This is a genomic window from Rhodovulum sp. YNF3179 (assembly GCF_050586465.1).
GTDB lineage: Bacteria > Pseudomonadota > Alphaproteobacteria > Rhodobacterales > Rhodobacteraceae > CAJXYS01.
Genome location: NZ_JBOCEG010000005.1, coordinates 26,359 through 49,419, shown reverse-complemented (window position 1 = coordinate 49,419; position 23,061 = coordinate 26,359). Strand labels below are relative to the sequence as shown.

Annotated in this window: 26 protein-coding genes; 18 read left to right on the top strand and 8 right to left on the bottom strand. The window is 67.4% G+C overall.

The window, feature by feature from the left end; all coding sequences use genetic code 11:
* Positions 1-6 precede the first annotated feature (6 nt).
* Genes ACQ5SP_RS09985 through recO form a run of 9 tightly spaced genes read left to right on the top strand, consistent with a single transcriptional unit; the run spans position 7 to position 7,632 of the window.
* The gene (locus ACQ5SP_RS09985; RefSeq protein WP_430938222.1) at positions 7-2,130 is read left to right on the top strand and encodes a RelA/SpoT family protein; all 2,124 of its coding nucleotides are present in this window, start codon (positions 7-9) and stop codon (positions 2,128-2,130) included.
* 43 nt (positions 2,131-2,173) lie between these two features.
* A complete protein-coding gene (locus ACQ5SP_RS09980) occupies positions 2,174-2,827 on the top strand; it encodes a DUF2062 domain-containing protein (protein WP_430938221.1) in 654 nt (217 codons plus the stop codon).
* Between the two features lie 36 nt (positions 2,828-2,863).
* Entirely contained in the window at positions 2,864-3,643 is a 780-nt protein-coding gene (locus ACQ5SP_RS09975) for a pyridoxine 5'-phosphate synthase (RefSeq protein ID WP_430938220.1), read from the top strand.
* Positions 3,644-3,676: 33 nt separating this feature from the next.
* Entirely contained in the window at positions 3,677-4,117 is a 441-nt protein-coding gene (gene acpS, locus ACQ5SP_RS09970; RefSeq protein WP_430938219.1) for a holo-ACP synthase, read from the top strand.
* 54 nt (positions 4,118-4,171) lie between these two features.
* Positions 4,172-4,960, top strand: coding sequence for a signal peptidase I (lepB, locus tag ACQ5SP_RS09965; RefSeq protein WP_430938218.1), 789 nt, complete (start codon positions 4,172-4,174; stop codon positions 4,958-4,960).
* On the top strand, positions 4,957-5,646 hold the full coding sequence (gene rnc / locus ACQ5SP_RS09960) for a ribonuclease III (RefSeq protein ID WP_430938217.1): 690 nt from the start codon (positions 4,957-4,959) through the stop codon (positions 5,644-5,646). The genes lepB and rnc overlap by 4 nt, the downstream gene beginning before the upstream one ends.
* Positions 5,639-6,553 (top strand): GTPase Era, encoded by a 915-nt coding sequence (gene era, locus ACQ5SP_RS09955; RefSeq protein ID WP_430938216.1) that lies wholly within the window; start codon positions 5,639-5,641, stop codon positions 6,551-6,553. The genes rnc and era overlap by 8 nt, the downstream gene beginning before the upstream one ends.
* Positions 6,550-6,885 (top strand): DUF1491 family protein, encoded by a 336-nt coding sequence (locus ACQ5SP_RS09950; protein ID WP_430938215.1) that lies wholly within the window; start codon positions 6,550-6,552, stop codon positions 6,883-6,885. The genes era and ACQ5SP_RS09950 overlap by 4 nt, the downstream gene beginning before the upstream one ends.
* 9 nt (positions 6,886-6,894) lie before the next feature.
* Positions 6,895-7,632 carry a DNA repair protein RecO gene (gene recO, locus ACQ5SP_RS09945; RefSeq protein ID WP_430938214.1) on the top strand — a complete coding sequence of 246 codons (738 nt, stop codon included), beginning with the start codon at positions 6,895-6,897 and terminating at the stop codon, positions 7,630-7,632.
* Between the two features lie 5 nt (positions 7,633-7,637).
* On the opposite strand, the gene ACQ5SP_RS09940 is transcribed toward recO, so the two are convergent.
* Positions 7,638-9,338, bottom strand: a complete 1,701-nt coding sequence (locus ACQ5SP_RS09940; protein WP_430938213.1) for an acyl-CoA dehydrogenase family protein — start codon at positions 9,336-9,338, stop codon at positions 7,638-7,640.
* A gap of 138 nt (positions 9,339-9,476) precedes the next feature.
* On the opposite strand from ACQ5SP_RS09940, the gene ACQ5SP_RS09935 reads away from it, so the two are divergent.
* Positions 9,477-10,244: a sulfite exporter TauE/SafE family protein gene (locus ACQ5SP_RS09935; RefSeq protein ID WP_430938212.1), complete on the top strand. Its 768-nt coding sequence runs from the start codon at positions 9,477-9,479 to the stop codon at positions 10,242-10,244.
* A 33-nt stretch (positions 10,245-10,277) separates the two neighbouring features.
* Here ACQ5SP_RS09935 and ACQ5SP_RS09930 read toward each other — a convergent pair whose 3' ends face one another.
* Positions 10,278-11,876, bottom strand: coding sequence for a phosphoenolpyruvate carboxykinase (locus ACQ5SP_RS09930; protein ID WP_430938211.1), 1,599 nt, complete (start codon positions 11,874-11,876; stop codon positions 10,278-10,280).
* A gap of 330 nt (positions 11,877-12,206) precedes the next feature.
* Between ACQ5SP_RS09930 and ACQ5SP_RS09925 the strand changes: the two genes are divergently transcribed.
* From ACQ5SP_RS09925 to ACQ5SP_RS09895, 7 genes are read left to right on the top strand one after another with little or no spacing between them, the layout of a single operon-like run.
* A complete protein-coding gene (locus tag ACQ5SP_RS09925) occupies positions 12,207-12,908 on the top strand; it encodes a response regulator transcription factor (RefSeq protein WP_430938210.1) in 702 nt (233 codons plus the stop codon).
* Positions 12,905-14,638, top strand: a complete 1,734-nt coding sequence (locus ACQ5SP_RS09920; protein WP_430938209.1) for a sensor N-terminal transmembrane domain-containing protein — start codon at positions 12,905-12,907, stop codon at positions 14,636-14,638. The genes ACQ5SP_RS09925 and ACQ5SP_RS09920 overlap by 4 nt, the downstream gene beginning before the upstream one ends.
* On the top strand, positions 14,635-15,066 hold the full coding sequence (locus tag ACQ5SP_RS09915) for an HPr kinase/phosphorylase (protein ID WP_430938208.1): 432 nt from the start codon (positions 14,635-14,637) through the stop codon (positions 15,064-15,066). The genes ACQ5SP_RS09920 and ACQ5SP_RS09915 overlap by 4 nt, the downstream gene beginning before the upstream one ends.
* Before the next feature lie 2 nt (positions 15,067-15,068).
* Positions 15,069-15,983: an RNase adapter RapZ gene (rapZ, locus tag ACQ5SP_RS09910; RefSeq protein ID WP_430938207.1), complete on the top strand. Its 915-nt coding sequence runs from the start codon at positions 15,069-15,071 to the stop codon at positions 15,981-15,983.
* A gap of 6 nt (positions 15,984-15,989) precedes the next feature.
* Positions 15,990-16,382, top strand: a complete 393-nt coding sequence (locus ACQ5SP_RS09905; RefSeq protein WP_430938206.1) for a PTS sugar transporter subunit IIA — start codon at positions 15,990-15,992, stop codon at positions 16,380-16,382.
* A 2-nt stretch (positions 16,383-16,384) separates the two neighbouring features.
* Positions 16,385-16,660, top strand: a complete 276-nt coding sequence (locus tag ACQ5SP_RS09900) for an HPr family phosphocarrier protein (RefSeq protein WP_430938205.1) — start codon at positions 16,385-16,387, stop codon at positions 16,658-16,660.
* A gap of 17 nt (positions 16,661-16,677) precedes the next feature.
* Positions 16,678-17,568, top strand: a complete 891-nt coding sequence (locus ACQ5SP_RS09895; RefSeq protein WP_430938204.1) for a lysophospholipid acyltransferase family protein — start codon at positions 16,678-16,680, stop codon at positions 17,566-17,568.
* A gap of 3 nt (positions 17,569-17,571) precedes the next feature.
* On the opposite strand, the gene ACQ5SP_RS09890 is transcribed toward ACQ5SP_RS09895, so the two are convergent.
* The gene (locus ACQ5SP_RS09890; RefSeq protein ID WP_430938203.1) at positions 17,572-18,447 is read right to left on the bottom strand and encodes a 3-hydroxybutyryl-CoA dehydrogenase; all 876 of its coding nucleotides are present in this window, start codon (positions 18,445-18,447) and stop codon (positions 17,572-17,574) included.
* 159 nt (positions 18,448-18,606) lie between these two features.
* On the opposite strand from ACQ5SP_RS09890, the gene ACQ5SP_RS09885 reads away from it, so the two are divergent.
* Positions 18,607-19,413: a DUF6473 family protein gene (locus tag ACQ5SP_RS09885; RefSeq protein ID WP_430938202.1), complete on the top strand. Its 807-nt coding sequence runs from the start codon at positions 18,607-18,609 to the stop codon at positions 19,411-19,413.
* A gap of 57 nt (positions 19,414-19,470) precedes the next feature.
* On the opposite strand, the gene ACQ5SP_RS09880 is transcribed toward ACQ5SP_RS09885, so the two are convergent.
* The 5 genes from ACQ5SP_RS09880 to ACQ5SP_RS09860 all read right to left on the bottom strand — a co-directional run bounded on the left by ACQ5SP_RS09880 (position 19,471) and on the right by ACQ5SP_RS09860 (position 23,011).
* Positions 19,471-20,397, bottom strand: coding sequence for an electron transfer flavoprotein subunit alpha/FixB family protein (locus tag ACQ5SP_RS09880; protein WP_430938201.1), 927 nt, complete (start codon positions 20,395-20,397; stop codon positions 19,471-19,473).
* Positions 20,397-21,158 (bottom strand): electron transfer flavoprotein subunit beta/FixA family protein, encoded by a 762-nt coding sequence (locus ACQ5SP_RS09875; protein ID WP_430938200.1) that lies wholly within the window; start codon positions 21,156-21,158, stop codon positions 20,397-20,399. Before ACQ5SP_RS09875 ends, ACQ5SP_RS09880 begins: the two co-directional genes overlap by 1 nt.
* A 160-nt stretch (positions 21,159-21,318) precedes the next feature.
* Entirely contained in the window at positions 21,319-21,891 is a 573-nt protein-coding gene (locus tag ACQ5SP_RS09870) for a cob(I)yrinic acid a,c-diamide adenosyltransferase (RefSeq protein ID WP_430938199.1), read from the bottom strand.
* A gap of 4 nt (positions 21,892-21,895) precedes the next feature.
* Positions 21,896-22,102 (bottom strand): twin transmembrane helix small protein, encoded by a 207-nt coding sequence (locus ACQ5SP_RS09865; protein WP_430938198.1) that lies wholly within the window; start codon positions 22,100-22,102, stop codon positions 21,896-21,898.
* A 75-nt stretch (positions 22,103-22,177) separates the two neighbouring features.
* On the bottom strand, positions 22,178-23,011 hold the full coding sequence (locus ACQ5SP_RS09860) for an SDR family oxidoreductase (RefSeq protein ID WP_430938197.1): 834 nt from the start codon (positions 23,009-23,011) through the stop codon (positions 22,178-22,180).
* Between the last annotated feature and the right edge of the window lie 50 nt (positions 23,012-23,061).

Sequence of the window (23,061 nt, the reverse complement as noted above, 5' to 3'; positions counted from 1 at the left end):
GCCCGGATGATCGACGTCGAAGACCTCATTGAACTGGTCCGCAACTACAATCCGCATTCCAACGCCCGACTGATCCGCGACGCCTACGGCTATGCGCGGGCGATGCACGAGGGCCAGACACGGTATTCGGGCGAACCCTATTTTAGCCACCCGGTCGAGGTCGCGGCGCTGCTGACCGAGCAGCAGATGGACGACGCGACCGTCGTGACCGCCCTGCTCCACGACACGATCGAGGACACCAAGTCCACCTATGGCGAGATCGCCGACCGCTTCGGCGCCGAGATCGCCGAGCTGGTGGACGGGGTGACCAAGCTGACCAATCTTGAGCTGTCCTCGGCCGAGACCAAGCAGGCCGAGAATTTCCGCAAGCTGCTGATGGCGATGTCCAAGGACCTGCGGGTCCTGCTGGTGAAGCTGGCCGACCGGCTTCACAACATGCGCACCATCAAGCACATGCGCCCGGAAAAGCAGGTCCAGAAGGCACGCGAGACGATGGAGATCTACGCACCGCTCGCGGGCCGCATGGGCATGCAGTGGATGCGCGACGAACTCGAGGATCTCGCCTTCCGAGTCCTGAACCCCGAGGCGCGCAACTCCATCATGCGGCGCTTCCTGACGCTGCAGAAAGACACCGGCGACGTGATCCCGCGGATCACCAACGACATCCGCGACGTGCTGGAACGCGCCGGTATCGAGGCCGAGGTCTTCGGCCGCGCCAAGAAGCCCTATTCGGTCTGGCGCAAGATGCAGGAGAAGGAACTCAGCTTCTCGCGGCTGTCGGACATCTACGGGTTCCGCGTCATCACCGGGTCCGAGGATGACTGCTACAAGGTTCTCGGCGCGATCCACCGGCGCTGGCGGGCGGTGCCCGGCCGGTTCAAGGACTATATCAGCCAGCCCAAGTCGAACGGCTACCGGTCCATTCACACGACGGTCTCGGGGCGGGACGGCAAGCGTGTCGAGGTGCAGATCCGCACCCGCGAGATGCACGAGGTGGCCGAGGCCGGCGTCGCCGCGCACTGGTCCTACCGCGACGGGGAACGGGTGGAAAACCCGTTTGCCGTCGATCCGGCGAAATGGCTCGCCAGCCTGACGGAGCGCTTCCAGCAGGCCGAGGACCACGACGAGTTCATGGAACACGTGAAGCTCGAGATGTTCTCGGACCAGGTGTTCTGCTTCACGCCCAAGGGCGACGTGGTCAAGCTGCCGCGCGGGGCGACCCCGATCGACTTCGCCTACGCGATCCACACCCGGATCGGCGACAGCTGCGTCGGCGCCAAGGTGGACGGGCTGCGGGTGCCGCTCTGGACGCGGCTGCGCAACGGCCAGTCGGTGGAGGTCACCACCGCCGAGGGCCAGCGCCCGCAGGCGACCTGGATGGATATCGCGGTGACCGGGCGGGCGCGTTCGGCGATCCGCAAATCGCTGCGCGACGAACACCGCGACCGCTACGTGAAGCTGGGGCGCGAACTGGCGCGCGTCGCCTTCGAGCATGTGGGCAAGAAGGCGACCGACAAGGCGCTCTCCACCGCGGCCAAGACGCTGGGCCTGAAGGATGCCGACGAGTTGCTGGCCCGCCTGGGCAGCGCTGAACTTGCCGGGCAGACGGTGATCGAGGCGCTTTACCCCGAACTGGTCAATACCAAGGTTCGCGAAGAGGTCGAACCCAACCGCGCCGTGATCGGCCTGGCCGAGGACCAGCTGCCGAGCCTGGCGCCCTGCTGCCAGCCCGTGCCCGGCGAGCGGATCGTCGGCATCACCTATCGCGGGCGCGGCGTCGTGGTCCACGCCATCGACTGCCCGGCGCTGGTGGATTTCGACAAGCAACCCGACCGCTGGATCGACCTGCACTGGCACACCGGCCCGCATGCCCCGATCTATTCGGTAACGCTCGATGTCACACTGTTGAACGACCCGGGGGTGCTGGGACGAATCTGCACGTTGATCGGCGAGCAGAACGCGAATATCTCCGACATGTACTTCACCGACCGGAAGCCCGACTTCTACCGGATGCACATAGATATCGAGGTGCGTGACGCCGAGCATCTGCACAACGTGATGACGGCGGTGGAGGCCGACAGCGACGTCGCCGCCCTCGAACGGCTGCGCGACGAGAACCGGAAACCCTAGGCACGCCCTGGCCGTGTGACGGTCGCGAAAAGAGGACGACAGCGTGTTCAAGCGGCGCGACAGCCGGAACTGGCTCAAGATCGTAGCGGATTTCTTTTATCCGCGCGGCGGCTGGACACGCGCGGCAAGCTACGTGGCCCATCGGCTGCGGCGGCTGCCCGACTCGCCGCACAAGATCTCGCGCGGGATCGCGGCCGGCGTCTTCGTGAGTTTCACGCCCTTTTTCGGCTTTCATTTCGTCCTCGCCGCGATGGTTGCCGCGGCGCTGCGCGGAAACATCCTGGCCTCGCTCCTCGCCACGTTTTTCGGCAACCCGCTGACCTTCCCGGTGATCGCGACGGTCAGCCTCGAGGTCGGCAACACGCTCATGGGTCGCACGGCGGTTCTGCCGGTGCGCGACACGGTGCGTGCCTTCGGCGATGCCTCGGTGGAACTCTGGCGCAATCTCAAGGCGCTCTTCACCATGGACACGCCTCACTGGGAAAGCCTCGGCGGGTTCTTCGACAGCGTCTTCCTGCCCTATCTCCTGGGGGGGCTGCTGCCGGGGCTGGCCGCGGGCATCGCGGCGTATTTCCTCAGCCAGCCGGTGATCGCGGCCTACCAGGCGCACCGCCGCAAGAAGCTGCGCAAGAAATGGGAAGAGATGCGCGCCATCACCGCGCCGAAAAAGGCTGACGGCCCGGACGGCGCGGCGTAGTCTCCGGCGCGAATGCAAACGGACGGACGAAACGGAATGCCCCTGGACAAACCCCTCGGACGGCTGCGCCTCGGCGTGAACATCGACCATGTGGCCACGGTGCGCAACGCGCGCGGCGGGGCCTATCCCGACCCGCTGCGCGCCGCGCTCCTCGCCGAGGAGGCCGGCGCTGACGGCATCACCGCGCATCTGCGCGAGGACCGGCGCCATATCGGCGATGCCGATATCGAGTCGCTGACGGCCGGGCTGACCGTGCCGCTCAATTTCGAGATGGCCGCGACCGACGAGATGCAGGCCATCGCCCTGCGCCACCGCCCGCACGCGGTCTGCATCGTGCCGGAGCGCCGCGAGGAACGCACCACCGAGGGCGGGCTCGAAGTGGCGCAGGACGAGAACCGCCTGGCGCATTTCATCGCCCCGCTGGCAGAGGCCGGCTGCCGGGTGTCGATCTTCATCGCCGCCGACCCCGCGCAGATCGAGGCCGCCGCCCGGATCGGCGCCGCGGTGATCGAACTGCATACCGGCGCCTATTGCGACGCCCATGCCGAGGGCCGGTTCGACGACCGCGACGCGGAGCTTGAACGGCTGCGCGCGATGTCGGCCTTTGCCCACGAGCTGGGGCTCGAGGTTCATGCCGGGCATGGTCTGACCTACGATACCGTGACGCCGGTCGCGGCCCTGCCCGAGGTGATGGAGCTCAATATCGGGCATTTCCTGATCGGCGAGGCGATATTCCGGGGGCTTCCCGACGCGATCGGCGAGATGCGCCGGCTGATGGACTCGGCCCGCGCCGAGGCCTTCCCGGAGGGCCGGTGATGCCCGGCCCCGCGTCTGGCTGAGGGGGCGGCGATGATCCTCGGCATCGGCACCGACCTCGCCAATATCGAGCGGATCGAGCGCACGCTCGACCGTTTCGGCGACCGCTTCCGCAGGCGGGTCTTCACCGAGACCGAGCAGCGCAAGGCGGAGCGCCGCGCCGACACGCCCGGAACCTACGCCAAGCGCTGGGCCGCCAAGGAAGCGTGTTCCAAGGCGCTCGGCACCGGGTTGCGGATGGGGATCGCCTGGAAGGACATGGCGGTCAGCAACCTCGAGACGGGCCAGCCCGTGATGCATGTGACCGGCTGGGCCGCCGATCGGCTGGCCGAGATGACGCCGCCCGGCCACGAGGCGATCATCCACGTCACGCTGACCGACGATCATCCCTGGGCGCAGGCCTTCGTGGTGATCGAGGCGCGCCCGTCGGAGGGCCGCCGCCCGTCCGGCACACCCCGTGCCGCGGAAACTTGACTCCCCCCCGCCCAGCGATCATGAAGCCCGGGACATGAACAGGCAGGATACCCCATGACGACCAAGGAAAAGGCCCAGGGCGGGCTGATGGAGACGGTCAAGACCGTGGTCTACGCGCTGCTCCTGGCGGGGGTGATCCGGACGCTGTTCTTCCAGCCGTTCTGGATTCCGTCGGGTTCGATGAAGGACACGCTGCTGATCGGCGATTTCCTCTTCGTCAACAAGATGGCCTACGGCTATTCGCAGCATTCCTGCCCCTGGTCGCTCTGCCCGATCCCGGGCCGTATCCTCGCCTCCGAGCCCGAGCGCGGCGACGTGGTGGTGTTTCGCCACCCGGTCAACGGAAGCGATTTCATCAAGCGGCTGATCGGGCTGCCCGGCGATACCGTGCAGATGCGCAACGGGGTCCTGTTCCTCAATGACGCGCAGGTGCCGCTGACCCCGGCCGGCGAGTTCGTGGAAACCTTCGAGCGCCAGGGTCCCGTGGGCCACATGCCGCGCTGCGCCAACGCGCCGGTGGGCCTGGGTGGGGAATGCGTGAAGCCGCGTTTCATCGAGACGCTTCCCAACGGCGCCGAACACGCGGTGCTGAATATCGAGACGGGCGGCTTCGGCGACGACACGCCGGTCTTCGAGGTGCCCGAGGGGCATTACTTCTTCATGGGCGACAACCGCGACAACAGCCAGGACAGCCGCTTCGCGCAGGCCGTGGGGGGCGTCGGCATGGTGCCCTTCGAGAACCTGATCGGCCGGGCCGACCGGGTCATGTTCTCTTCGGCGGGCAGCTCGATGCTGGCCTTCTGGACCTGGCGCGCGGACCGGTTCTTCGAGGGGATCGAGTGAAGCTTTCCGCCGAACTCCAGGCCTTCGCCCGCCGGATCGGGCATGACTTTCACAGGCCGGAACTGCTGGCCGAGGCGGTGACGCATGCCTCGATCTCGACGCCGGCGCGGCCCGACAACCAGCGGCTGGAATTCCTCGGCGACCGGGTGCTGGGGCTGGTCATGGCCGAGGCGCTGCTGGAACATGACCCGGAGGCGCCCGAGGGGCTGCTTGCGCCGCGCTTCAACACCCTCGTGCGCAAGGAGACCTGTGCCGAGGTGGCCCAGGCCTTCGAGCTGGGCGCGGTGCTGAAACTCGGCCGGTCCGAGATGATGTCCGGTGGCCGCCGCAAGGAGGCGCTGCTGGCCGACGCGATGGAGGCGGTGATCGCCGCGGTCTACCTCGACGGTGGCTTCGCCGCGGCCAAGGCTCTGGTGCTGCGGCTGTGGGGCGACCGGATCGCGCGGGTCGAGGCCGATGCGCGCGACCCCAAGACCGCGTTGCAGGAATGGGCGCAGGCGCGCGGCCAGAAGCCGCCGGTCTATACCGAGCTGGAGCGCAGCGGCCCCGACCATGCGCCGGTGTTCACGATCGAGGCCCGGCTCGACACCGGCGAGGCCGAAAGCGCCGCCGCCCCTTCGAAGCGCCAGGCGCAGCAGGCCGCCGCCCGCGCGCTTCTGGACCGTATGGAGGCCACGCATGGCTGAGACGACACGCGCGGGCTTCGTCGCCCTGATCGGCGAGCCGAACGCCGGCAAATCCACGCTGCTCAACCGCATGGTCGGCGCCAAGGTGTCCATCGTGACCCACAAGGTGCAAACGACCCGCGCGCGCATCCGGGGCGTTGCGATCGAGGGGGACAGCCAGATCGTTTTCGTGGACACGCCGGGCCTGTTCGCGCCGCGCCGGCGGCTCGATCGGGCCATGGTCGCCGCCGCCTGGGGCGGGGCGGCGGATGCCGACGTGGTCGTGCTCATGATCGAGGCGCATCGTGGCATCACGCCGGGCGTCGAGGCGATCCTCGAGCGGCTGCAGGAGATCGGGCAGGGGCGCAGCGTGGCGCTCGCGATCAACAAGATCGACCGGGTGAAGGCGCCGGCGCTGCTGGAGCTGACACAGGCGCTCAACGCGCGGTTCGACTTCGCCGAGACCTTCATGATTTCGGCCGAGAAAGGCCACGGGGTCGACGACCTGCGCCGCTGGCTGGCCCAGGAGATGCCGGAAGGCCCGTGGCTCTATCCCGAGGACCAGATCGCCGATCTGCCGATGCGGATGATCGCGGCCGAGATCACGCGCGAGAAACTGACGCTCCGGCTGCACCAGGAACTGCCCTACCAGCTGACCGTCGAGACCGAGAGTTGGGAAGACCGCAAGGACGGCTCGACCCGTATCGACCAGGTCGTCTACGTCGCGCGTGACGGCCACAAGGGCATCGTCCTTGGCCACCGTGGCGAGACGATCAAGGCCGTCGGCCAGGCGGCCCGGGCCGAACTCGAGGAATTCCTCGGACGCAAGGTCCATCTTTTCCTGCAGGTCAAGGTTCGGCCCGGCTGGCTGGAAGAGGCCGAGCGCTACGCCGAGATGGGCCTCGATTTCAACGACGGGGGCGCATGAGCGCCCGGCTCACCGCCGATTTCTGGGTCCGCGCCTATCTCGCGCGGCTGCAGCAGGCGGGTATCCCCGCCTTCATCGCCGAGAAGGGCGACCCGACGGCGGGCGCGGTGCTGGTGAAACTCGCCACGCTGGACGGGCGGGCAACCGCCTATCAGCGCAGTTTCGACCTGATGACCGGCGACCGTGCCTGGGTGGTGCTGGCCGAGGGGGACGAGGCCGGCGTCGATGCGGCCGTCGCCCGGCAGAAGGGGTTCGACCCCGATCTCTGGGTCGTCGAGATCGAGGACCGCGCCGGGCGCCACCTTCTGGACGAGCCGGGCCTTTCCGGCTAGCGCTGATCCATGGAATGGCGTGACGAAGGCATCCTGCTGACGACCCGGAAGCATGGCGAGACCTCCGCGATCCTGGAGGTCTTCACCGCCGGGCACGGCCGCCACGCGGGGCTGCTGCGCGGCGCGACCTCGCGCAGGATGGCGCCGGCCCTGCAGCCGGGCACACAGCTCGCGCTCGACTGGCGCGCCCGGCTGGAGGACCATATCGGCAGCTACCGGGCCGAGCCGGTCAAGATGCGCGCCGGGCGGGTCATGGGCGACCGCGCCGCGCTCTCGGCGCTGGCGTCGGTCTGTGCGCTGCTGGCCTTCACCCTGCCCGAACGCGCGCCGCATCCGGCGCTCTACCTGCGCAGCTGCGCACTCCTCGACGCGCTTGGTGAGACGCGGGACTGGACGGTGGACTACCTGCGCTGGGAACTGGCGCTGCTGGAGGAGATGGGCTTCGGCCCCGACCTGACGGCCTGCGCGGTCACCGGGGCGACGGAGGGCCTGATCTACGTGTCGCCGAAATCCGGCCGCGCGGTCAGCGCCGCCGGGGCCGGGGACTGGGCGGAGAAGCTCCTGCCCCTGCCCGGCTGTCTCTTCGGGGCGCCCGCGCGCACGGGCGATGTCGCGGCGGGGCTGCGGATGACGGGGCATTTCCTCGACACGTGGCTTGCGCCGGCGCTGGGCGAGCGCCCGCTGCCCGAGGCACGCCACCGCTTCGCCCGACTGATGGAACGACGCGCCGCGGGCGGCGCGCGCTAGGGGCCTCAGCCGAGCAGGCGGCGCGCGATGACCTGTGCCTGGATCTCTGCCGCACCCTCGAAGATGTTGAGGATGCGCGAGTCCGCCAGGATCCGGCTGACCGGGTATTCCAGCGCGAAGCCGTTGCCGCCATGGATCTGGAGGGCGTTGTCGGCCGCCGCCCAGGCCACGCGGGCGCCCAGGAGCTTGGCCATCCCGGCCTCGAGGTCGCAGCGCCGCTCCTCGTCCTTCTCGCGGGCCGAGAAATAGGTGAGCTGGCGCGCCACCATGATCTCGACGGCCATCATTGCCAGCTTGCCCGCGACACGCGGGAAAGCGATCAGCGGCTTGCCGAACTGCTTGCGGTCGAGCGCGTAGCGCAGGCCCACGTCGAGCGCCGACTGCGCCACGCCGACGGCGCGCGCGGCGGTCTGGATGCGCGCCGACTCGAAGGTCTGCATCAGCTGCTTGAAGCCCTGGCCCTCCGCGCCGCCGAGCAGGTTGTCGCCCTTCACGCGGAACCCGTCGAAGCCGAGCTCGTATTCCTTCATCCCGCGATAGCCGAGCACTTCGATCTCGCCGCCGCTGATCCCGTCATCGGGGAAGGGGTGCGCGTCGTCGCCCGGCGTCTTCTCGGCCAGGAACATGCTGAGTCCCTTGTAATCGCTGGTCTGCGGATCGGTCCGCGCCAGAAGCGTCATGACATGGGTCCGCGCGGCATGCGTGATCCAGGTCTTGTTGCCGGTCACGAGGTAATCGTCGCCGTCCTTGACCGCGCGGGTGCGCAGGCTGCCGAGGTCCGAGCCGGTATTGGGTTCGGTGAAGACCGCCGTCGGCAGGATTTCCGCGCTGGCAATCCCCGGCAGCCACCGCGTCTTCTGCTCTTCGGTGCCGCCGCACAGGATAAGCTCCGCCGCGATCTCGGAGCGGGTCCCGAGCGAGCCCACGCCGATATAGCCGCGCGACAGTTCCTCGGAGACGACGCACATCGACGCCTTGGACAGGCCCAGCCCGCCGTATTCTTCCGGGATCGTCAGCCCGAAGACGCCGAGTTCGGCCATCTCGGTGATGATCTCCATCGGGATCAGCTCGTCCTTCAGGTGCCACTCATGGGCATGCGGGGCGATCCGGTCATCGGAGAAGCGGCGGAACTGCTCGCGGATCATCTCGAGTTCCTCGTCGAGTCCCGAGGCGCCGAAGGTCGCATTCGCCGTCTGGTCCTGCATCAGTGCGACGAGCCGGGCGCGCGCGGCCGCGGTGTTGCCCGCCTGGGTGAGGGCCATCACCTCGGGCGTCGTCAGCAGGCGCTGGTCATCCTGGGTCAGGCCGATGTCCTGCGGGCGCAGGATCTCGCCCTGGCTCATCGGGATGCCGCCATAGATCTGCCAGAGATACTCGCCGAAGGCGATCTGGTGGATCAGCTGCTCGATCTCGCCGAACCGGCCCTCGGCCTCCAGCCGTTCGGCCCAGCCCTGCATCTGGCGCAGCGATTCCACGTAGGTGGCCAGCCAGGCCAGCCCGTGCGCCGCGACCTGGTTTTCCTCCAGCAGCCGGCCCGAGACCCGGTCACCCTCGCTCACCTCCGCGCGCAGCCCTTCGGTGGCGCGGTCCAGCAGCGTTTCGGCGGGGGCGATGGCCGCACCGGTCAGTTTCAGCAGGTCGGGCAGAAGCGCCCCCTCGCTTGCCTTCCCGGCAGTCATCTGCTTGTCCTGTCCATCATGCGGCACGAGTCGGCCCTCCTGTCTCGGTTATGCTGCACCGCCTATATCGGTTTCGCACATGCAGCGCAATAAAACTGCCGTTCCTGATTTTCCAGCGCACAAATATGTCCCTGCAGCTGTCGCCGTCAATGGTCGGACCGCCGCATGAGCGGACTGGCCGTCACGGACCCCTCGATGCTCGGCCTGGCGCTGCTCGTGGCCGTTCTGGCCGGCGTGGTGAAGGGGGTCGTCGGTTTCGCGATGCCGATGATCATCCTCAGCGGACTCGGCTCCTTCCTGTCGCCGGAACTGGCGCTGGCGGGGCTGATCCTGCCGACCCTGGTGACCAATGTCGCGCAGTCTCTGAAGGGTGGCCTGGCGGCGGCGCTGTCGACCTTCCGGGATTTCTGGCGCCTGAACCTGATCCTGGTGGCGACGATCCTCGTCGTGGCCCAGACCGTGACCGCGTTGCCGAAAGAGCTGTTCTACGCATTGATGGGGATCCCGGTGCTCAGCTACGCGCTGATCGAGCTTTCGGGCCGCAAGCTCGTCTTCCCGGTGCGGTACCGCCGGCTGAGCGAAATTGCCGCGGCCTTGATCGCGGGATTCTTCGGCGGGGTGTCGGGCAGCTGGGGGCCGGCGGTCGTCGCCTATTTCCTGTCGCTCGACATGCCGAAGGCCGAACTGGTGCGGGCACAGGGCGTGTGCTACCTGCTGGGGTCGTTTTTCCTGGCCGTCGCCCATCTGAACTCCGGCATCCTGAATGCAGCCACAATCCCGTTTTCGGCGCTGCTGATCCTGCCGGGGCTGGCGGGGCTATGGGTCGGGTTCCGGCTGCATGACCGGATCGACATCGTGGTGTTCCGCCGGGTCATGCTGATCGTCCTGGCGGTCGCCGGGCTGAACCTGATCCGCCGCGCCTTCCTCGGCTAGAGGGCCCCCGCCGGGCTGCGGGGGCGCCGGCCGTCAGCCGATCGCCACGGCCTTCACGTCGTCGTCGATATGGGCCTCGTACTGCGCGAAGTTGTCGGCGAACATCTGCACCAGCTTACGGGCCTGCGCGTCATAGGCGCCCTGGTCTTCCCAGGTCCGGCGCGGGTCGAGCAGGATATCGGCCACGTCCTCGACCTCGATCGGAACCTCGAACCCGAAATTCGGATCCTTGCGGAACGTGGCATCGGCCAGAGAGCCGTCGAGCGCCGCCGACAGCAGCGCGCGGGTGGCCTTGATCGGCATCCGCGAGCCGGTGCCGTAGGCGCCGCCGGTCCAGCCGGTATTGACCAGCCAGCAGGTCGCGCCGTGGCGGGCGATCTTGTCGCGCAGAAGCTTGCCGTAGACCTCGGGCCGGCGCGGCATGAAGGGAGCGCCGAAACAGGTGGAGAAGGTCGGCTCGGGTTCGGTCACGCCGCGCTCGGTGCCGGCCACCTTCGAGGTGAAGCCCGACAGGAAGTGATACATCGCCTGCGCCGGGGTCAACCGCGCGATCGGGGGCAGCACGCCGAAGGCGTCGCAGGTCAGCATGATGATGTTGCGCGGATGCCCGCCAAGCGCCGTGTCGGAGGCGTTCGAGATGTAGTGCAGCGGGTAGGCGCAGCGCATGTTCGCCGTCAGCGAGTCATCCTCGAAGTCGAGATCCTTGGTCTCGGGATCGTAGACCATGTTCTCGATCACGGTCGCGAATTTCTGCGTCGTGGCATAGATCTCGGGCTCGGCCTCGGCGCTGAGGCTGATGGTCTTGGCGTAGCAGCCGCCCTCGAAGTTGAACGTGCCGCGCTCCGACCAGCCGTGCTCGTCGTCGCCGATCAGGACGCGCGCCGGATCGGCCGAAAGCGTCGTCTTGCCGGTGCCGGACAGGCCGAAGAACACCGCCGTGTCGGCCGGGTTGTCCGGGGCGTGATTGGCCGAGCAGTGCATCGGCATGACGCCCTTTTCCGGCAGCAGGTAGTTCAGCGCCGAGAAGACCGATTTCTTGTTCTCGCCGGCGTATTGGCTCCCGCCGATCAGGATCATGTTCTTCTCGAAGTTCAGCGCGATCACGGTCTCGCTGCGGCAGCCATGGCGGTCGGGATCGGCCGAGAAGGACGGGCAGTTGATGATGGTGAATTCCGGCACGAACCCGTCGAGTTCGGCGCGTTCGGGACGGCGCAGCAGGTGGCGGATGAAGAGCCCGTGCCAGGCGAGTTCCGTCACCACGCGCACGTCGAGACGGTGCGTCGGGTCGGCGCCGGCATAGAGATCCTGTACGAAATAGTCGCGGCCCTTCATGTGCGCGATCATGTCGTCATGCAGCCGGTCGAAGGCGTCCGGCGCCATGGGCGCGTTGTTCTCCCACCAGATGTCGCCGGCGACGTTCGCGGTCTCGACCACGAACTTGTCCCTTGGCGAGCGCCCGGTGTGCTTGCCGGTGGTCACGAGAAGGGTGCCGCCCTGGCCAAGCGTTCCCTCGCCGCGGCGGACCGCTTCGGAGACGAGATCTGGCTCGATGAGGTTGTAATAGACGGTGCCCAGCTCCGACATGCCCTGGGCTTCCAACGACTGGGTTGGATTCACGCGTCCTTCTGTCATCTGCAAGCTCCTGACAGCCGGCATCCGTTGCGCCGGCTTTCAACTGACGTCTTGACGCGAAGGGCCAATTCCGCGCCGCTCTGCTGTTCCGAATGACTGGAACATCGCCCGTATAGCATGCCCGGGCAAAAGGGAAACAGGGCGCATCTTTCCATTTCTTTCGCGCTGGCGAAGCTCTGCCTGCGGCAAATTAGTCATAGGTTAACCCGAATCGGGTGTATTCACCCCGCGTTCCTACCCTGATTCGCAACTAAATTATTGATTCCTCGCCGCGTAAGACGGAAAATAAGGAAAAAATGAGGCAGAGCGAGCAGAACAAGGAATGGCTTCATGTCAACGATCGCATTGGTCGACGATGATCGGAACATCCTGACATCGGTCGCCATCACGCTCGAGGCCGAAGGCTTCGAGGTGGAGACCTACAACGACGGGCAGTCGGCGCTGGACGCGTTCAACCGCAAGCTGCCCGACATGGCCGTCCTCGACATCAAGATGCCCCGGATGGACGGAATGGACCTGCTGCAGCGTCTGCGGCAGAAAACCTCGATGCCGGTGATCTTCCTGACGTCGAAGGACGACGAGATCGACGAGGTGCTGGGCCTTCGGATGGGGGCCGACGACTACGTGCGCAAGCCCTTCTCGCAGCGGCTGCTCGTGGAACGAATCCGCGCGCTGCTGCGCCGCCAGGAGGCGATCGCCAACGATGGCGGCGAGCCCCCCGAGGAGGCGAAGGTCATGACCCGCGGCCACCTGGTCATGGACCCGCTGCGCCACACCGTGACCTGGAAGGGACGGAACGTGTCGCTGACGGTGACCGAGTTTCTCCTGCTGCAGGCGCTTGCGCAGCGCCCCGGCTTCGTCAAGAGCCGCGATCAGCTGATGGACGTCGCCTATGACGACCAGGTCTATGTCGACGACCGCACCATCGACAGCCACATCAAGCGGCTCCGCAAGAAGATGCGGTCGGTCGACGACGACTTCTCGGCGATCGAGACGCTCTACGGCATCGGATACAGGTATAACGAGGAATGAGCGTATCCTCGCGCTTCGACGTTGACGAGACCGAGACGCTCGAGGATGCCGACATCGTCCTCGGCGAGGATTGGGAAGGCTCCGGTGAGCGCGTCGAGGACGAGATGCGCGAGAAGCGCGCGAAGCGGACCTGGGTCGCGCTCAACCGCTCGCCGCTGGCGCGCAAGATCGTCACCTTCAACGTCCTGGCCCTCATCATCCTGGTGGTGGGGGTGCTCTATCTCAACCCGTTCCGCGACAGCCTCGTGCTTCAGCGCGAGCGTGCGCTCGTCACCGAGGCGCGGCTGATCTCCGATATCTTCGAGGCCCAGCTGCCCCGCTTCGGTCCGGTTTCCTTCCAGGCCGCCGACGGGATCTCGCCCACCCAGACGCTCGGGAACCTGCCCCTTTTGCACGGGGTCGAGGTTTTCGTCTTCGACACGAACGAGACGCTGGTCGCCGCCTCGGCCGAGCTGCCGAACCGCCCCCCGCCGGACCTGCTGGGCGACACGCTGCCGGGGGATGGCAGCACCGTCATCACCGATTTCCTCAATACCGTATGGGAGGCGCTGGCGCGCCTTGTCTCGGCGGACGGCCCCACCGGGTCCGAGGTCAATTCCGAGGACATGGCCCGGACGCTGATCGACGCGGCCCTCGGTGGCCGGACCGAGGTCCGGAACGCCCGCGACACCGAAGGCAACAGCGTCTTCGCCGTGGCCGCCCCGATCCAGCAGGGCGACCGCGTCGTGGGCGCTGTGGCGCTGACCACCGCCGCCGGAGAGATCGACCACCTCGTCCGGCTCGAGCGCGAGCAGGTCCTGCAGATGTTCGTGATCGCGATCATGGTCTCGATCGGGCTGTCGCTGGTTCTCGCCTCGACCATCGCCAACCCGCTGAGCGACCTGGCCGCCGCCGCCGAGCTTGGGCGCGACAAGAACGCCCGCAAGATGAGCCCGCACCGGGTGCGCATCCCCGATCTGTCGGCCCGCCCGGACGAGATCGGCCGGCTCTCGAGCGCGCTGCGCGGCATGGTCACCGCCCTCTATGACCGGATCGAGGCCAACGAGCAGTTCGCGGCCGATGTCAGCCACGAGCTCAAGAACCCGCTGTCCTCGCTGCGCTCTGCCGTCGACACGATGCGGGTCGCGCGCAACGAATCCCAGCGCGGCCGCCTCCTCGACGTGATCGAGCATGACGTGCGCCGCCTCGACCGGCTGGTTTCCGACATCTCGGCGGCCTCGCGGCTCGACAGCGAGCTGGTCAAGGAAGAGATGGACTCCTTCGACCTGCTGAAACTGCTCCGCTCGCTGGCAAGCTACCACGCGACCGAGGCGGCGCAGGAAGGCGTCGAGTTCATCGCGGACCTGCCGGACCGACCCATCGTGATCCAGGGGCTCGAGGCGCGGCTGGCGCAGGTCTTCGTCAACCTGCTGACGAATGCCATTTCCTTCTGCGAAGAAGGCGACGCGGTTCGGGTCTGGGCACGGCGCCGCGAGAACCGCGTGCTCGTCGTGGTCGAGGATACCGGTCCGGGTATCCCCGAAAGCGCGCTGACCAAGATCTTCACCCGGTTCTACTCGGAACGCCCGGAGACCCAGTTCGGGAATCATTCCGGGCTGGGTCTGGCGATCTCCAAGCAGATCGTCGAGGCGCATGGCGGCGTGATCTGGGCCGAGAACATCAGACCCACCGATGCCGATCCGACCTCGGAGCCGCTGGGCGCGCGCTTCGTCGTCGGCCTGCCGGTGTGAGTCCGGACGCCCCGCGCGATATCCTGCATGCCAGTTCCGTGGCCGTCGACGGCCGCGGCGTCCTGATCCGCGGTGCGGCGGGCAGCGGAAAATCCACGCTCGCGCTTGCCCTGCTGGCGCTCGGGGGCGTGCTGATCGCCGACGACCGGACCGTGGTCGCGCTTCGCGATGGGCGGCCCTGGCTGAGCGCGCCCGACACCATCCGCGGGCGCATCGAAGCGCGCGGCATCGGCATTCTCAACGCCGGTGCGATCACCGAGGCGCCGCTCGCGCTGGTGGTCGACATGGATCGCGGGCCGCCGGCCCGCCTGCCGGAACCCGAGACGATTCCGGTATTCGGCCATCACGTCGAAGTGATATCCGGGCAGCAGGGGGGTCATTTCCCGGCCGCTCTTCGACATTATCTCCTGTACGGAAGGAGCGACTGACCATGACCGGCCCGGACCGGACCAATGCGCAGGTGGAACAGGAACTGGTCATCGTCACCGGCCCGTCCGGTGCGGGCCGGACCACCGCGATCCGGGCGCTCGAGGATCTCGGGTTCGAGGCCATCGACAACCTGCCGCTTTCCCTGCTGCCGCGCCTTCTCGCCGGGCCGCCGCTCGATCGCCCGCTGGCGCTGGGCGTCGATGCCCGGAACCGCGATTTCGAAACCGCCCGGCTGGTCGAGACCATGGATCGGCTTGCCCGGAACCCCGCGGTTCTGGCCCAGCTCATCTATGTCGACTGCGACGCCGATACGCTGCTGCGCCGGTTCTCGGAAACCCGGCGGCGCCACCCGCTTGCCCCGGCCGAGGCGCCGGGCGTCGGTATCGAGCGCGAGTTCGAGATCCTGCGCCCGGTGCGCGACAGGGCGGATCTGCTGGTCGACACGACCGAGATGTCGCCCCATGACCTGCGCGCGGAAATGGGCCGCTGGTTCGGTGCCGAACGCGGGCAGCGGCTGGCCGTGTCGGTGCAGTCCTTTTCCTACAAGCGGGGCGTGCCGCGCGGGGCCGACCTGGTCTTCGACTGCCGGTTCCTGAACAACCCGCACTGGGAAGAGGACCTGCGCGGCCTCGACGGGCGCGACGCCCCGGTCGCCGCCTATATCGAGAAGGACACGAGATTCGCCGACTTCTTCGAACGGATGTCCGGGCTCGTCGCGTCGCTGCTGCCGGCCTATCGCGACGAGGGAAAAAGCCATCTCACGGTCGCGCTGGGGTGCACCGGCGGGCAACACAGATCGGTCGCCATCGCTGAAAAGCTGGCAAATACGCTTGCACAGGCGGGGTGGCAAGTGTCTATAAGGCACCGTGAACTCGAACGGCGTGCGGGGGGCGCGCAGCATCAAGGTACAAGGTGACAGCGGTTGATCGGGATCGTCATCGTGGCGCATGGGGGCCTGGCCAAGGAGTATCTTTCCGCGGTCGAGCACGTCGTGGGCCAGCAGCCCGGCATCAGGGCGATCTCCATAGAGGAAGATCATGACCGCCTGACGAAGCAGGCGGAGATCTGCGACGCGGCCGACGCGGTGGATACCGGCGACGGCGTCATCGTGGTGACCGACATGTTCGGCGGCTCGCCGTCGAACCTGTCGCTCCGGGCCTGCGCCCCGGACGACCGCAAGATTCTCTACGGTGCGAACCTTCCCATGCTCATCAAGCTGGCCAAGTCGCGGGGCATGTCCGTGACCGACGCGGTCGCCACGGCGATGGAGGCGGGCCGGAAATACATCGACAGCTTCGACGGGCTGCCGGGATAGGAATGGGAACGGTGACGCGCCAGCTGAAAATCGTGAACGAGAAGGGCCTGCACGCGCGTGCCTCGGCCAAGTTCGTCGAAACCGTCGAGCGCTTCGATGCCGGTGCCGAGGTGGCCAAGGACGGCATGTCGGCCTCGGGGGATTCCATCATGGGCCTTTTGATGTTGGCAGCCGACAAGGGAAGCATTATTGAGGTCCGGACCCATGGCCCCGAGGCCGCCGCGCTGGCCGATGCCCTCGAAACCCTCGTGGCGGATCGCTTCGGCGAGGATTTCTGAACCCTAGGCGGAACCGCATGAAGCCCGACACCGAGCCCGACACCGCCGAATGGGCCCCCGAGCCCGCCCTTGAGGCGGCCAATTACGAGCCTTACGACGGGCGCAACCTCTCCTATGCCGGAACCTTCACGAACCCGCTGAAGGCCAACACGATCCGCGCGGTCGAATGGATGACCGGCAAGCTGACGCTGCTGCGGCTGGTGCGGAAGTTCGAGAGGACGGGCCGCAAGCCGGGGCAGAGCTTCTGGGGCAAGGCGCTGGACCTGCTCGAGATCGACCTGCAGACCCCCGATGCGCAGATCGCGCAGATCCCCGAAACCGGGCCGCTGGTCGTGGTCGCCAACCATCCGCATGGTCTGGTAGACGGCATGGTGCTGGCCGAACTCGTCGGCCGCGTGCGCAGCGATTTCAAGATCCTGACCCGCTCTCTGCTGACCAACGTGCCCGAGATCCAGTACCACATGCTGCCGGTCAGCTTCCCGCACGAACCCGATGCCGCCCGCATGAATATCGAGATGCGCAAGCGCGCGATGGAACATCTGGCCGAGGGCGGCGTCATCATCCTGTTCCCGGCCGGCGGCGTCGCCACCGCGCCGGGCTGGTTCGAGGATGCCTTGGAATCGGACTGGCTGCCCTTCACCGCGAAGATGATCCTGAAGAGCGATGCGCAGGTTCTGCCGATCTATTTCCCGGGCCAGAACAGCCGCTGGTTCCAGATGGCGCACCAGGTGTCGCTTACCCTGCGGCAGGGGCTGCTTCTGCACGAGATCGCCCATGCGCGCCGAAAGCCGCAGAAACCGGTGATCGGACGGCCGATCGGGCGCGACGAGATCGCGCCCTGGGCCGGGAACCCGCGCGGGTTCATGGCGCATTTGCGCGACCTCACGCTGGCGCTGCGCGAGGACTGATCCTCAGCGCGTCGGCACCGGCGTCTCGCCGCGATAGTCGTAGAAGCCGCGCTCGGTCTTGCGGCCGAGCCAGCCGGCCTCGACGTATTTCGTCAAGAGCGGGCAGGGCCGGTACTTCGTGTCGGCCAGGCCGTCATGCAGGACGTTCATGATCGCGAGGCAGGTGTCGAGCCCGATGAAATCGGCCAGCTCCAGCGGCCCCATCGGGTGGTTGGCCCCCAGCTTCATCGACTGGTCGATCGACTCCACGCTGCCCACGCCCTCGTAGAGCGTGTAGACCGCCTCGTTGATCATCGGCATCAGGATGCGGTTGACGATGAAGGCGGGGAAGTCCTCGGCGCTCGCGGCGGTCTTGCCGAGCTTCTCGACCACGCCGAGAAGGACGTCGTAGGTCTCGCGGTCCGTCGCGATGCCGCGGATCAGTTCGACCAGCTGCATCACCGGCACCGGGTTCATGAAATGGAAGCCCATGAACTTGCCGGGGCGATCCGTGCGGCTGGCAAGCCGGGTGATCGAGATCGAGGACGTGTTCGAGGTCAGGATCGTGTCGGGCTTCAGATGCGGCAGAAGATCCTCGAAGATCGCGGTCTTGACCGATTCGCGTTCTGTCGCGGCCTCGATGATCAGGTCGCTCGGCCCGAGATCCGACAGGGTCGTGGTTGTCGCGATGTGCTCGAGCGCGGCGTTCATATCCGCCTCGGACAGCTTCTCGCGCTGAACCTGTCGGGAGAGATTCTTCCTGATGATGCCCATGGCCTTGTCGAGCGCGTCCTCGGAAATGTCATGCATCAGCACGTCATACCCTGCCGCGGCAAAGACATGGGCGATCCCGTTGCCCATCTGTCCCGCCCCGACGACGCCGACCTTCTTGATTTCCATCCTGTTCTCCGCAGCGCTGATCTGAGCCGCACCATATGCAGTGCGGCCAAGCGGGTTCAAGTCGGAAGACTACCCGGGATTTGACGCAAATACAGGTCTTAAGGCTTCGGAAAGACGCGTGGGGAATGCTCCTCCCCGGGTGAGAAAGGGGTGGAATCGATGTTCAACCGGTTTTCCGGCGGCGCGGCCACGGAGCGGTCCCTGACCGGGCCTGGCGGGCGCCTGTCGCGCGACGGGCCTTACTGCGCCTTCATCGGCGCGACGGAGACACATGGCAAGTTCATCAGGCGGCCCTATCCGGCGTTGCTGCGCAACTCCCTGGGGATCGGCTGCGTGAATCTCGGCTGCGTCAATGCGGGTCTCGACCGGTTCCTCAACGATCCCGAGGTCCAGCGCGTGGCGGGGCGGGCGGTGGTGACCGTGGTCGCCGTGATGGGCGCGCATAACCAGTCGAACAGGTACTATACCGTCCATCCCCGACGGAATGACCGGTTCATCCGGGCGGGGGCCGGGCTCCAGTCGCTTTACCCGCGGGTCGATTTCGCGGATTTCCACTTCACCCGGCATTTGCTCGGGGTGCTGCGCGGGCGTGACCCGGATCAGTTCGTGACCGTCCTGGCCGAGTTGCGCACCGCCTGGATCGCCCGGATGCGGGTGCTGCTCGGGCGGATCGAGACGCCGACGGTTCTGCTCTGGCTCTCGACCCGCTGGCCGGATGCGGTGATGCCGCGGCAGGGCCTGGGCGGCGATCCGCTGTTCATCACGCGGGCAATGGTGGACGAGATGCGCCCCCTGGTCTCGGACTATGTCGAATGCGTCGTGCCGCGCATGCCGGCGGACCGGGTGCCCGCGGGCATGGTCTTCGCCGACGCCGAGCGCACCGCCGCGATGCAGGTCCTTCCCCCCGAGGCCCACCGGGTCGCCGCCGAGGCGCTTGTCGGCCCGCTGCGCCGCCTCGCGGTCTGAAACGGGAAAGGCCCGCCGGGGGCGGGCCTTTCGAATTGCCGTTCCGAAGCGCAGGCCTCAGAGCTTGCCGGTCAGTTCCGGCACGGCGTCGAAGAGATCGGCGACCAGGCCGTAATCGGCGACCTGGAAGATCGGCGCCTCCTCGTCCTTGTTGATCGCCACGATCACCTTGGCGTCCTTCATGCCGGCCAGGTGCTGGATCGCGCCCGAGATGCCGCAGGCAATGTAGAGATCCGGGGCCACGACCTTGCCGGTCTGGCCCACCTGCCAGTCGTTCGGCGCGTAGCCCGAATCGACCGCCGCGCGGGAGGCGCCGACCGCCGCGCCGAGCTTGTCGGCGAGTTGCTTGACGATATCGAAATTCTCCTCCGAGCCGACGCCGCGGCCGCCCGAGACCACGATCTTGGCCGAGGTGAGTTCCGGACGGTCGCTCTCGGCGACCTTGTCCTCGACCCATTCCGACAGGCCCGGATCGCCGGCCGCGCCGATCTTCTCGACCGCGGCGCTGCCGCCCTCGCCGGCGGCGTCGAAGGTCGAGGTCCGGATCGTGACGACCTTCTTGGCGTCCGAGCTCTTGACCGTCTGCATCGCGTTGCCGGCATAGACCGGCCGCTCGAAGGTGGCGCCGTCGACGACCGCGGTGATGTCCGTGATCACCATGACGTCCAGCAGCGCGGCGACGCGCGGCATGATGTTCTTGGCCGAGACGGTGGCGGGCGCGACGATATGTTCGTAGTCGTCCGCGAGGCTGACCACGAGATCCGCGACCGGCTCGGCCAGGCCGTGCCCGTAGAGCGCGTCATCGGCGCAAAGGACCTTGGCCACGCCGTCGAGCTTGGCCGCGGCCTCGGCCGCGCCGCCGCAGCCCTCGCTGGCGCAGAGGATGGTGACCTCGCCCAGGTCCCTGGCCGCGGTCACCGCCTTGGCGGTGGCGTCGGTGGCCAGGTCGGTGCCGTTCAGTTCTGCGAGAAGAAGGACAGCCATCAGATCACCCCCGCTTCGTTCTTCAGCTTCTCGAGCAGTTCGTCGACCGAGCCGACCATCTCGCCGGCCTTGCGGGCCGCGGGTTCCGTGGTCGTGACGATTTCGAGCCGCGGCGCGACGTCGACGCCGTAATCCCCGGGTGTCTTCTCGTCGAGCGGCTTCTTCTTGGCCTTCATGATGTTCGGCAGCGACGCGTAGCGCGGCTCGTTGAGGCGCAGGTCGGTGGTGATGATGGCGGGCATCTTCACCTTCACGGTCTGCAGGCCGCCATCGACCTCGCGGGTGACGACGGCATGGTCGCCCTCGATCTCGACGTCGTTTGCATAGGTGGCCTGCGACCAGCCCAGCAGCGCCGCCAGCATCTGGCCGGTGGCGTTCATGTCGTTGTCGATCGCCTGCTTGCCGGCCAGCACCAGCCCGGGCTGTTCCTCGTCGATCACGCCCTTGAGGATCTTGGCGACGGCGAGCGGCTCGATGTCGGTATGCACGTCGTCGGCGGCGACGACCAGGATCGCGCGGTCCGCGCCCATGGCGAGCGCCGTGCGCAGCGTCTCCTGCGCCTGCTTGACGCCGATGGACACGGCCACGACCTCGTCGGCCTTGCCGGCTTCCTTCAGGCGGATCGCCTCTTCGACGGCGATCTCGTCGAAGGGGTTCATCGACATTTTCACATTGGCGAGATCGACACCCGAGCCGTCCGCCTTCACGCGGACCTTCACGTTGTAGTCGATCACGCGTTTGACAGGCACCAGAACCTTCATTCCGCGTCTCTCCCTTGGATGTGTCGCCCTGCCGGCAGGCGGGGCCGTCCTGCAATCGTCCGCACCCGTTTACTGAAATCGCCGGGGGGAAAACAGGGCAAAATCGACGCGCGGTGGGCCGCCAGCGCCGCGGGACGGGTTGCGGCGGCCTCGCGGCGGCTCAGCGGTTCGCACCCGGCACCCAGAGCACGTCGGCACGGCCCTCGTCGTTTGCGATGCGGCTGGCCACGAAGAACCAGTCGCTCAGCCGGTTCAGATAGGTGACCGCATGCGCGTTGATATCCTCCATGGTCGCCAGCTCCACCGAGAGGCGTTCGGCCCGGCGCGACACGGTGCGGCAGTGATGCAGATGCGCCGCCAGGGCAGAACCGCCCGGCAGGATGAAACTGCGCAGCGGCTCGAGGCGGGCGTTCATCTCGTCGATCTCGGCCTCGAGCCGTTTCACCTGGCTTTCGACCATGCGCAGCGGCGGGTACTCGGCCTCGTGGTCGCGCGCCATGTCCGGACGGCAGAGATCGGCCCCCAGGTCGAAGAGGTCGTTCTGGATGCGGGCGAGTTGCTCGTCCAGCAGGCCCTCGGCATGGATCCGTGCCAGCCCCACGGCCGCGTTGGTCTCGTCCACCGTGCCGTAGGCGATCACCCGCATCGAATGCTTGGCGACCCGCGCACCATTGCCGAGCGCCGTTTCCCCGGCGTCGCCCGTCTTGGTGTAGATCTTGTTCAGAACGACCATGTGATCAGCCTCCCATGCGGCGGATGAAGACGAAGATGAGGATCACCACGATCGCGACGGCCTGGGCCACGATTCGGTAGCGCATGATCCGGTTGGAATGCTTGCGGTTGAACTCGCCGCCCTTGGCGAAGCCGGCGATGCCGATCATCAGGATGACCAGCACCAGCAGCACCGCCGCGGCGACGACGTAGAACAGGGGATCGTTGGCCATGAGGGCTCCTTTCGGTCTTGGGCCCGATGTAGCGGGCCCCGCGCGAAAAGCGAACGCGAAAATTCCGCGCGGGGCTCAGCCGCGGGCCAGCACCCGGTCAAGCGCGCGGGTCGGCAGCAGCCGGCGCAGGGTCCCGACCAGATAGGTTGGCGTCGTCACGTAGTATCGCGGCCGCGGGTGCGGGCTTTCCAGCGCGTGGACCAGTTTCCGCGTTACCGCTGATGGCGGCAGCTCGAACCGGTCGGGCGTGCCGGCGTCGCGGTAGAGCCGTTTCAGCAGGCTGGCGCGGTACTGGTCCGCGCGGGGCGAGTTTTCCCAGTCGATCCAGCGTTCGAAATGTGGCTGCGAGTTCACGCGGATCCTCGAGGTCACGGGGCCGGGCTCGATCAGGATGACGGCGATGGGCGTGTCGCGCATCTCGAGCCGCAGCGTGTCGGTCAGGCCTTCCAGGGCGTATTTCGTGGCCACGTAGGCCCCGCGCCACTTGATGGCCGAGAAGCCGAGCACCGAGGAACACTGCACGATCCGCCCGTGGCCCTGGGCGCGCATCACCGGGATGACCCGGCGGGTCAGCTCGTGCCAGCCGAAGAAATTGGCCTCGAAAATCGCGCGCAGCCCGTCGGTTGGCAGGTCCTCGACCGCCGCCGGCAGCGCGTAGGCGCCGTTGTTGAAAAGCGCATCGAGCCTGTCGCCGGTGCGCGCGCGCGTCTCCTCGACCGCCGCGGCGATGCTGTCGGGATCCTCGTAGTCGAGGCGGAAACTCTCGAGCCCGGTCTCGCGGAGACGGGCGCAGTCGGCTTCCTGGCGACAGGTCGCGAAAACGCGCCAGCCGCGGGCCTGCAGCCCCCGGGCCGCATCGAGCCCGATCCCCGAGGAACAGCCGGTAATGAGAACGGATCGCTGGGTCATAACGGGCCTTTCAAGCGCTGTGCAAGACCTAGCCGCGCCGGCCGTCGGGG

Bases quoted from the DNA above. Each gene is read 5' to 3' on its own strand.
- lepB (WP_430938218.1), top strand. From the start codon at position 4,172: ATGACGACCAAGGAAAAGGCCCAGGGCGGGCTGATGGAGACGGTCAAG.
- ACQ5SP_RS09890 (WP_430938203.1), bottom strand. From the start codon at position 18,447: ATGGAAATCAAGAAGGTCGGCGTCGTCGGGGCGGGACAGATGGGCAAC.
- ACQ5SP_RS09935 (WP_430938212.1), top strand. From the start codon at position 9,477: ATGAGCGGACTGGCCGTCACGGACCCCTCGATGCTCGGCCTGGCGCTG.
- recO (WP_430938214.1), top strand. From the start codon at position 6,895: ATGGAATGGCGTGACGAAGGCATCCTGCTGACGACCCGGAAGCATGGC.
- ACQ5SP_RS09930 (WP_430938211.1), bottom strand. From the start codon at position 11,876: ATGACAGAAGGACGCGTGAATCCAACCCAGTCGTTGGAAGCCCAGGGC.
- ACQ5SP_RS09885 (WP_430938202.1), top strand. From the start codon at position 18,607: ATGTTCAACCGGTTTTCCGGCGGCGCGGCCACGGAGCGGTCCCTGACC.
- ACQ5SP_RS09880 (WP_430938201.1), bottom strand. From the start codon at position 20,397: ATGGCTGTCCTTCTTCTCGCAGAACTGAACGGCACCGACCTGGCCACC.
- ACQ5SP_RS09985 (WP_430938222.1), top strand. From the start codon at position 7: ATGATCGACGTCGAAGACCTCATTGAACTGGTCCGCAACTACAATCCG.
- ACQ5SP_RS09950 (WP_430938215.1), top strand. From the start codon at position 6,550: ATGAGCGCCCGGCTCACCGCCGATTTCTGGGTCCGCGCCTATCTCGCG.
- ACQ5SP_RS09895 (WP_430938204.1), top strand. From the start codon at position 16,678: ATGAAGCCCGACACCGAGCCCGACACCGCCGAATGGGCCCCCGAGCCC.
- ACQ5SP_RS09920 (WP_430938209.1), top strand. From the start codon at position 12,905: ATGAGCGTATCCTCGCGCTTCGACGTTGACGAGACCGAGACGCTCGAG.
- era (WP_430938216.1), top strand. From the start codon at position 5,639: ATGGCTGAGACGACACGCGCGGGCTTCGTCGCCCTGATCGGCGAGCCG.
- ACQ5SP_RS09870 (WP_430938199.1), bottom strand. From the start codon at position 21,891: ATGGTCGTTCTGAACAAGATCTACACCAAGACGGGCGACGCCGGGGAA.
- ACQ5SP_RS09875 (WP_430938200.1), bottom strand. From the start codon at position 21,158: ATGAAGGTTCTGGTGCCTGTCAAACGCGTGATCGACTACAACGTGAAG.
- ACQ5SP_RS09975 (WP_430938220.1), top strand. From the start codon at position 2,864: ATGCCCCTGGACAAACCCCTCGGACGGCTGCGCCTCGGCGTGAACATC.
- rapZ (WP_430938207.1), top strand. From the start codon at position 15,069: ATGACCGGCCCGGACCGGACCAATGCGCAGGTGGAACAGGAACTGGTC.
- ACQ5SP_RS09900 (WP_430938205.1), top strand. From the start codon at position 16,385: ATGGGAACGGTGACGCGCCAGCTGAAAATCGTGAACGAGAAGGGCCTG.
- ACQ5SP_RS09865 (WP_430938198.1), bottom strand. From the start codon at position 22,102: ATGGCCAACGATCCCCTGTTCTACGTCGTCGCCGCGGCGGTGCTGCTG.
- ACQ5SP_RS09860 (WP_430938197.1), bottom strand. From the start codon at position 23,011: ATGACCCAGCGATCCGTTCTCATTACCGGCTGTTCCTCGGGGATCGGG.
- ACQ5SP_RS09925 (WP_430938210.1), top strand. From the start codon at position 12,207: ATGTCAACGATCGCATTGGTCGACGATGATCGGAACATCCTGACATCG.
- acpS (WP_430938219.1), top strand. From the start codon at position 3,677: ATGATCCTCGGCATCGGCACCGACCTCGCCAATATCGAGCGGATCGAG.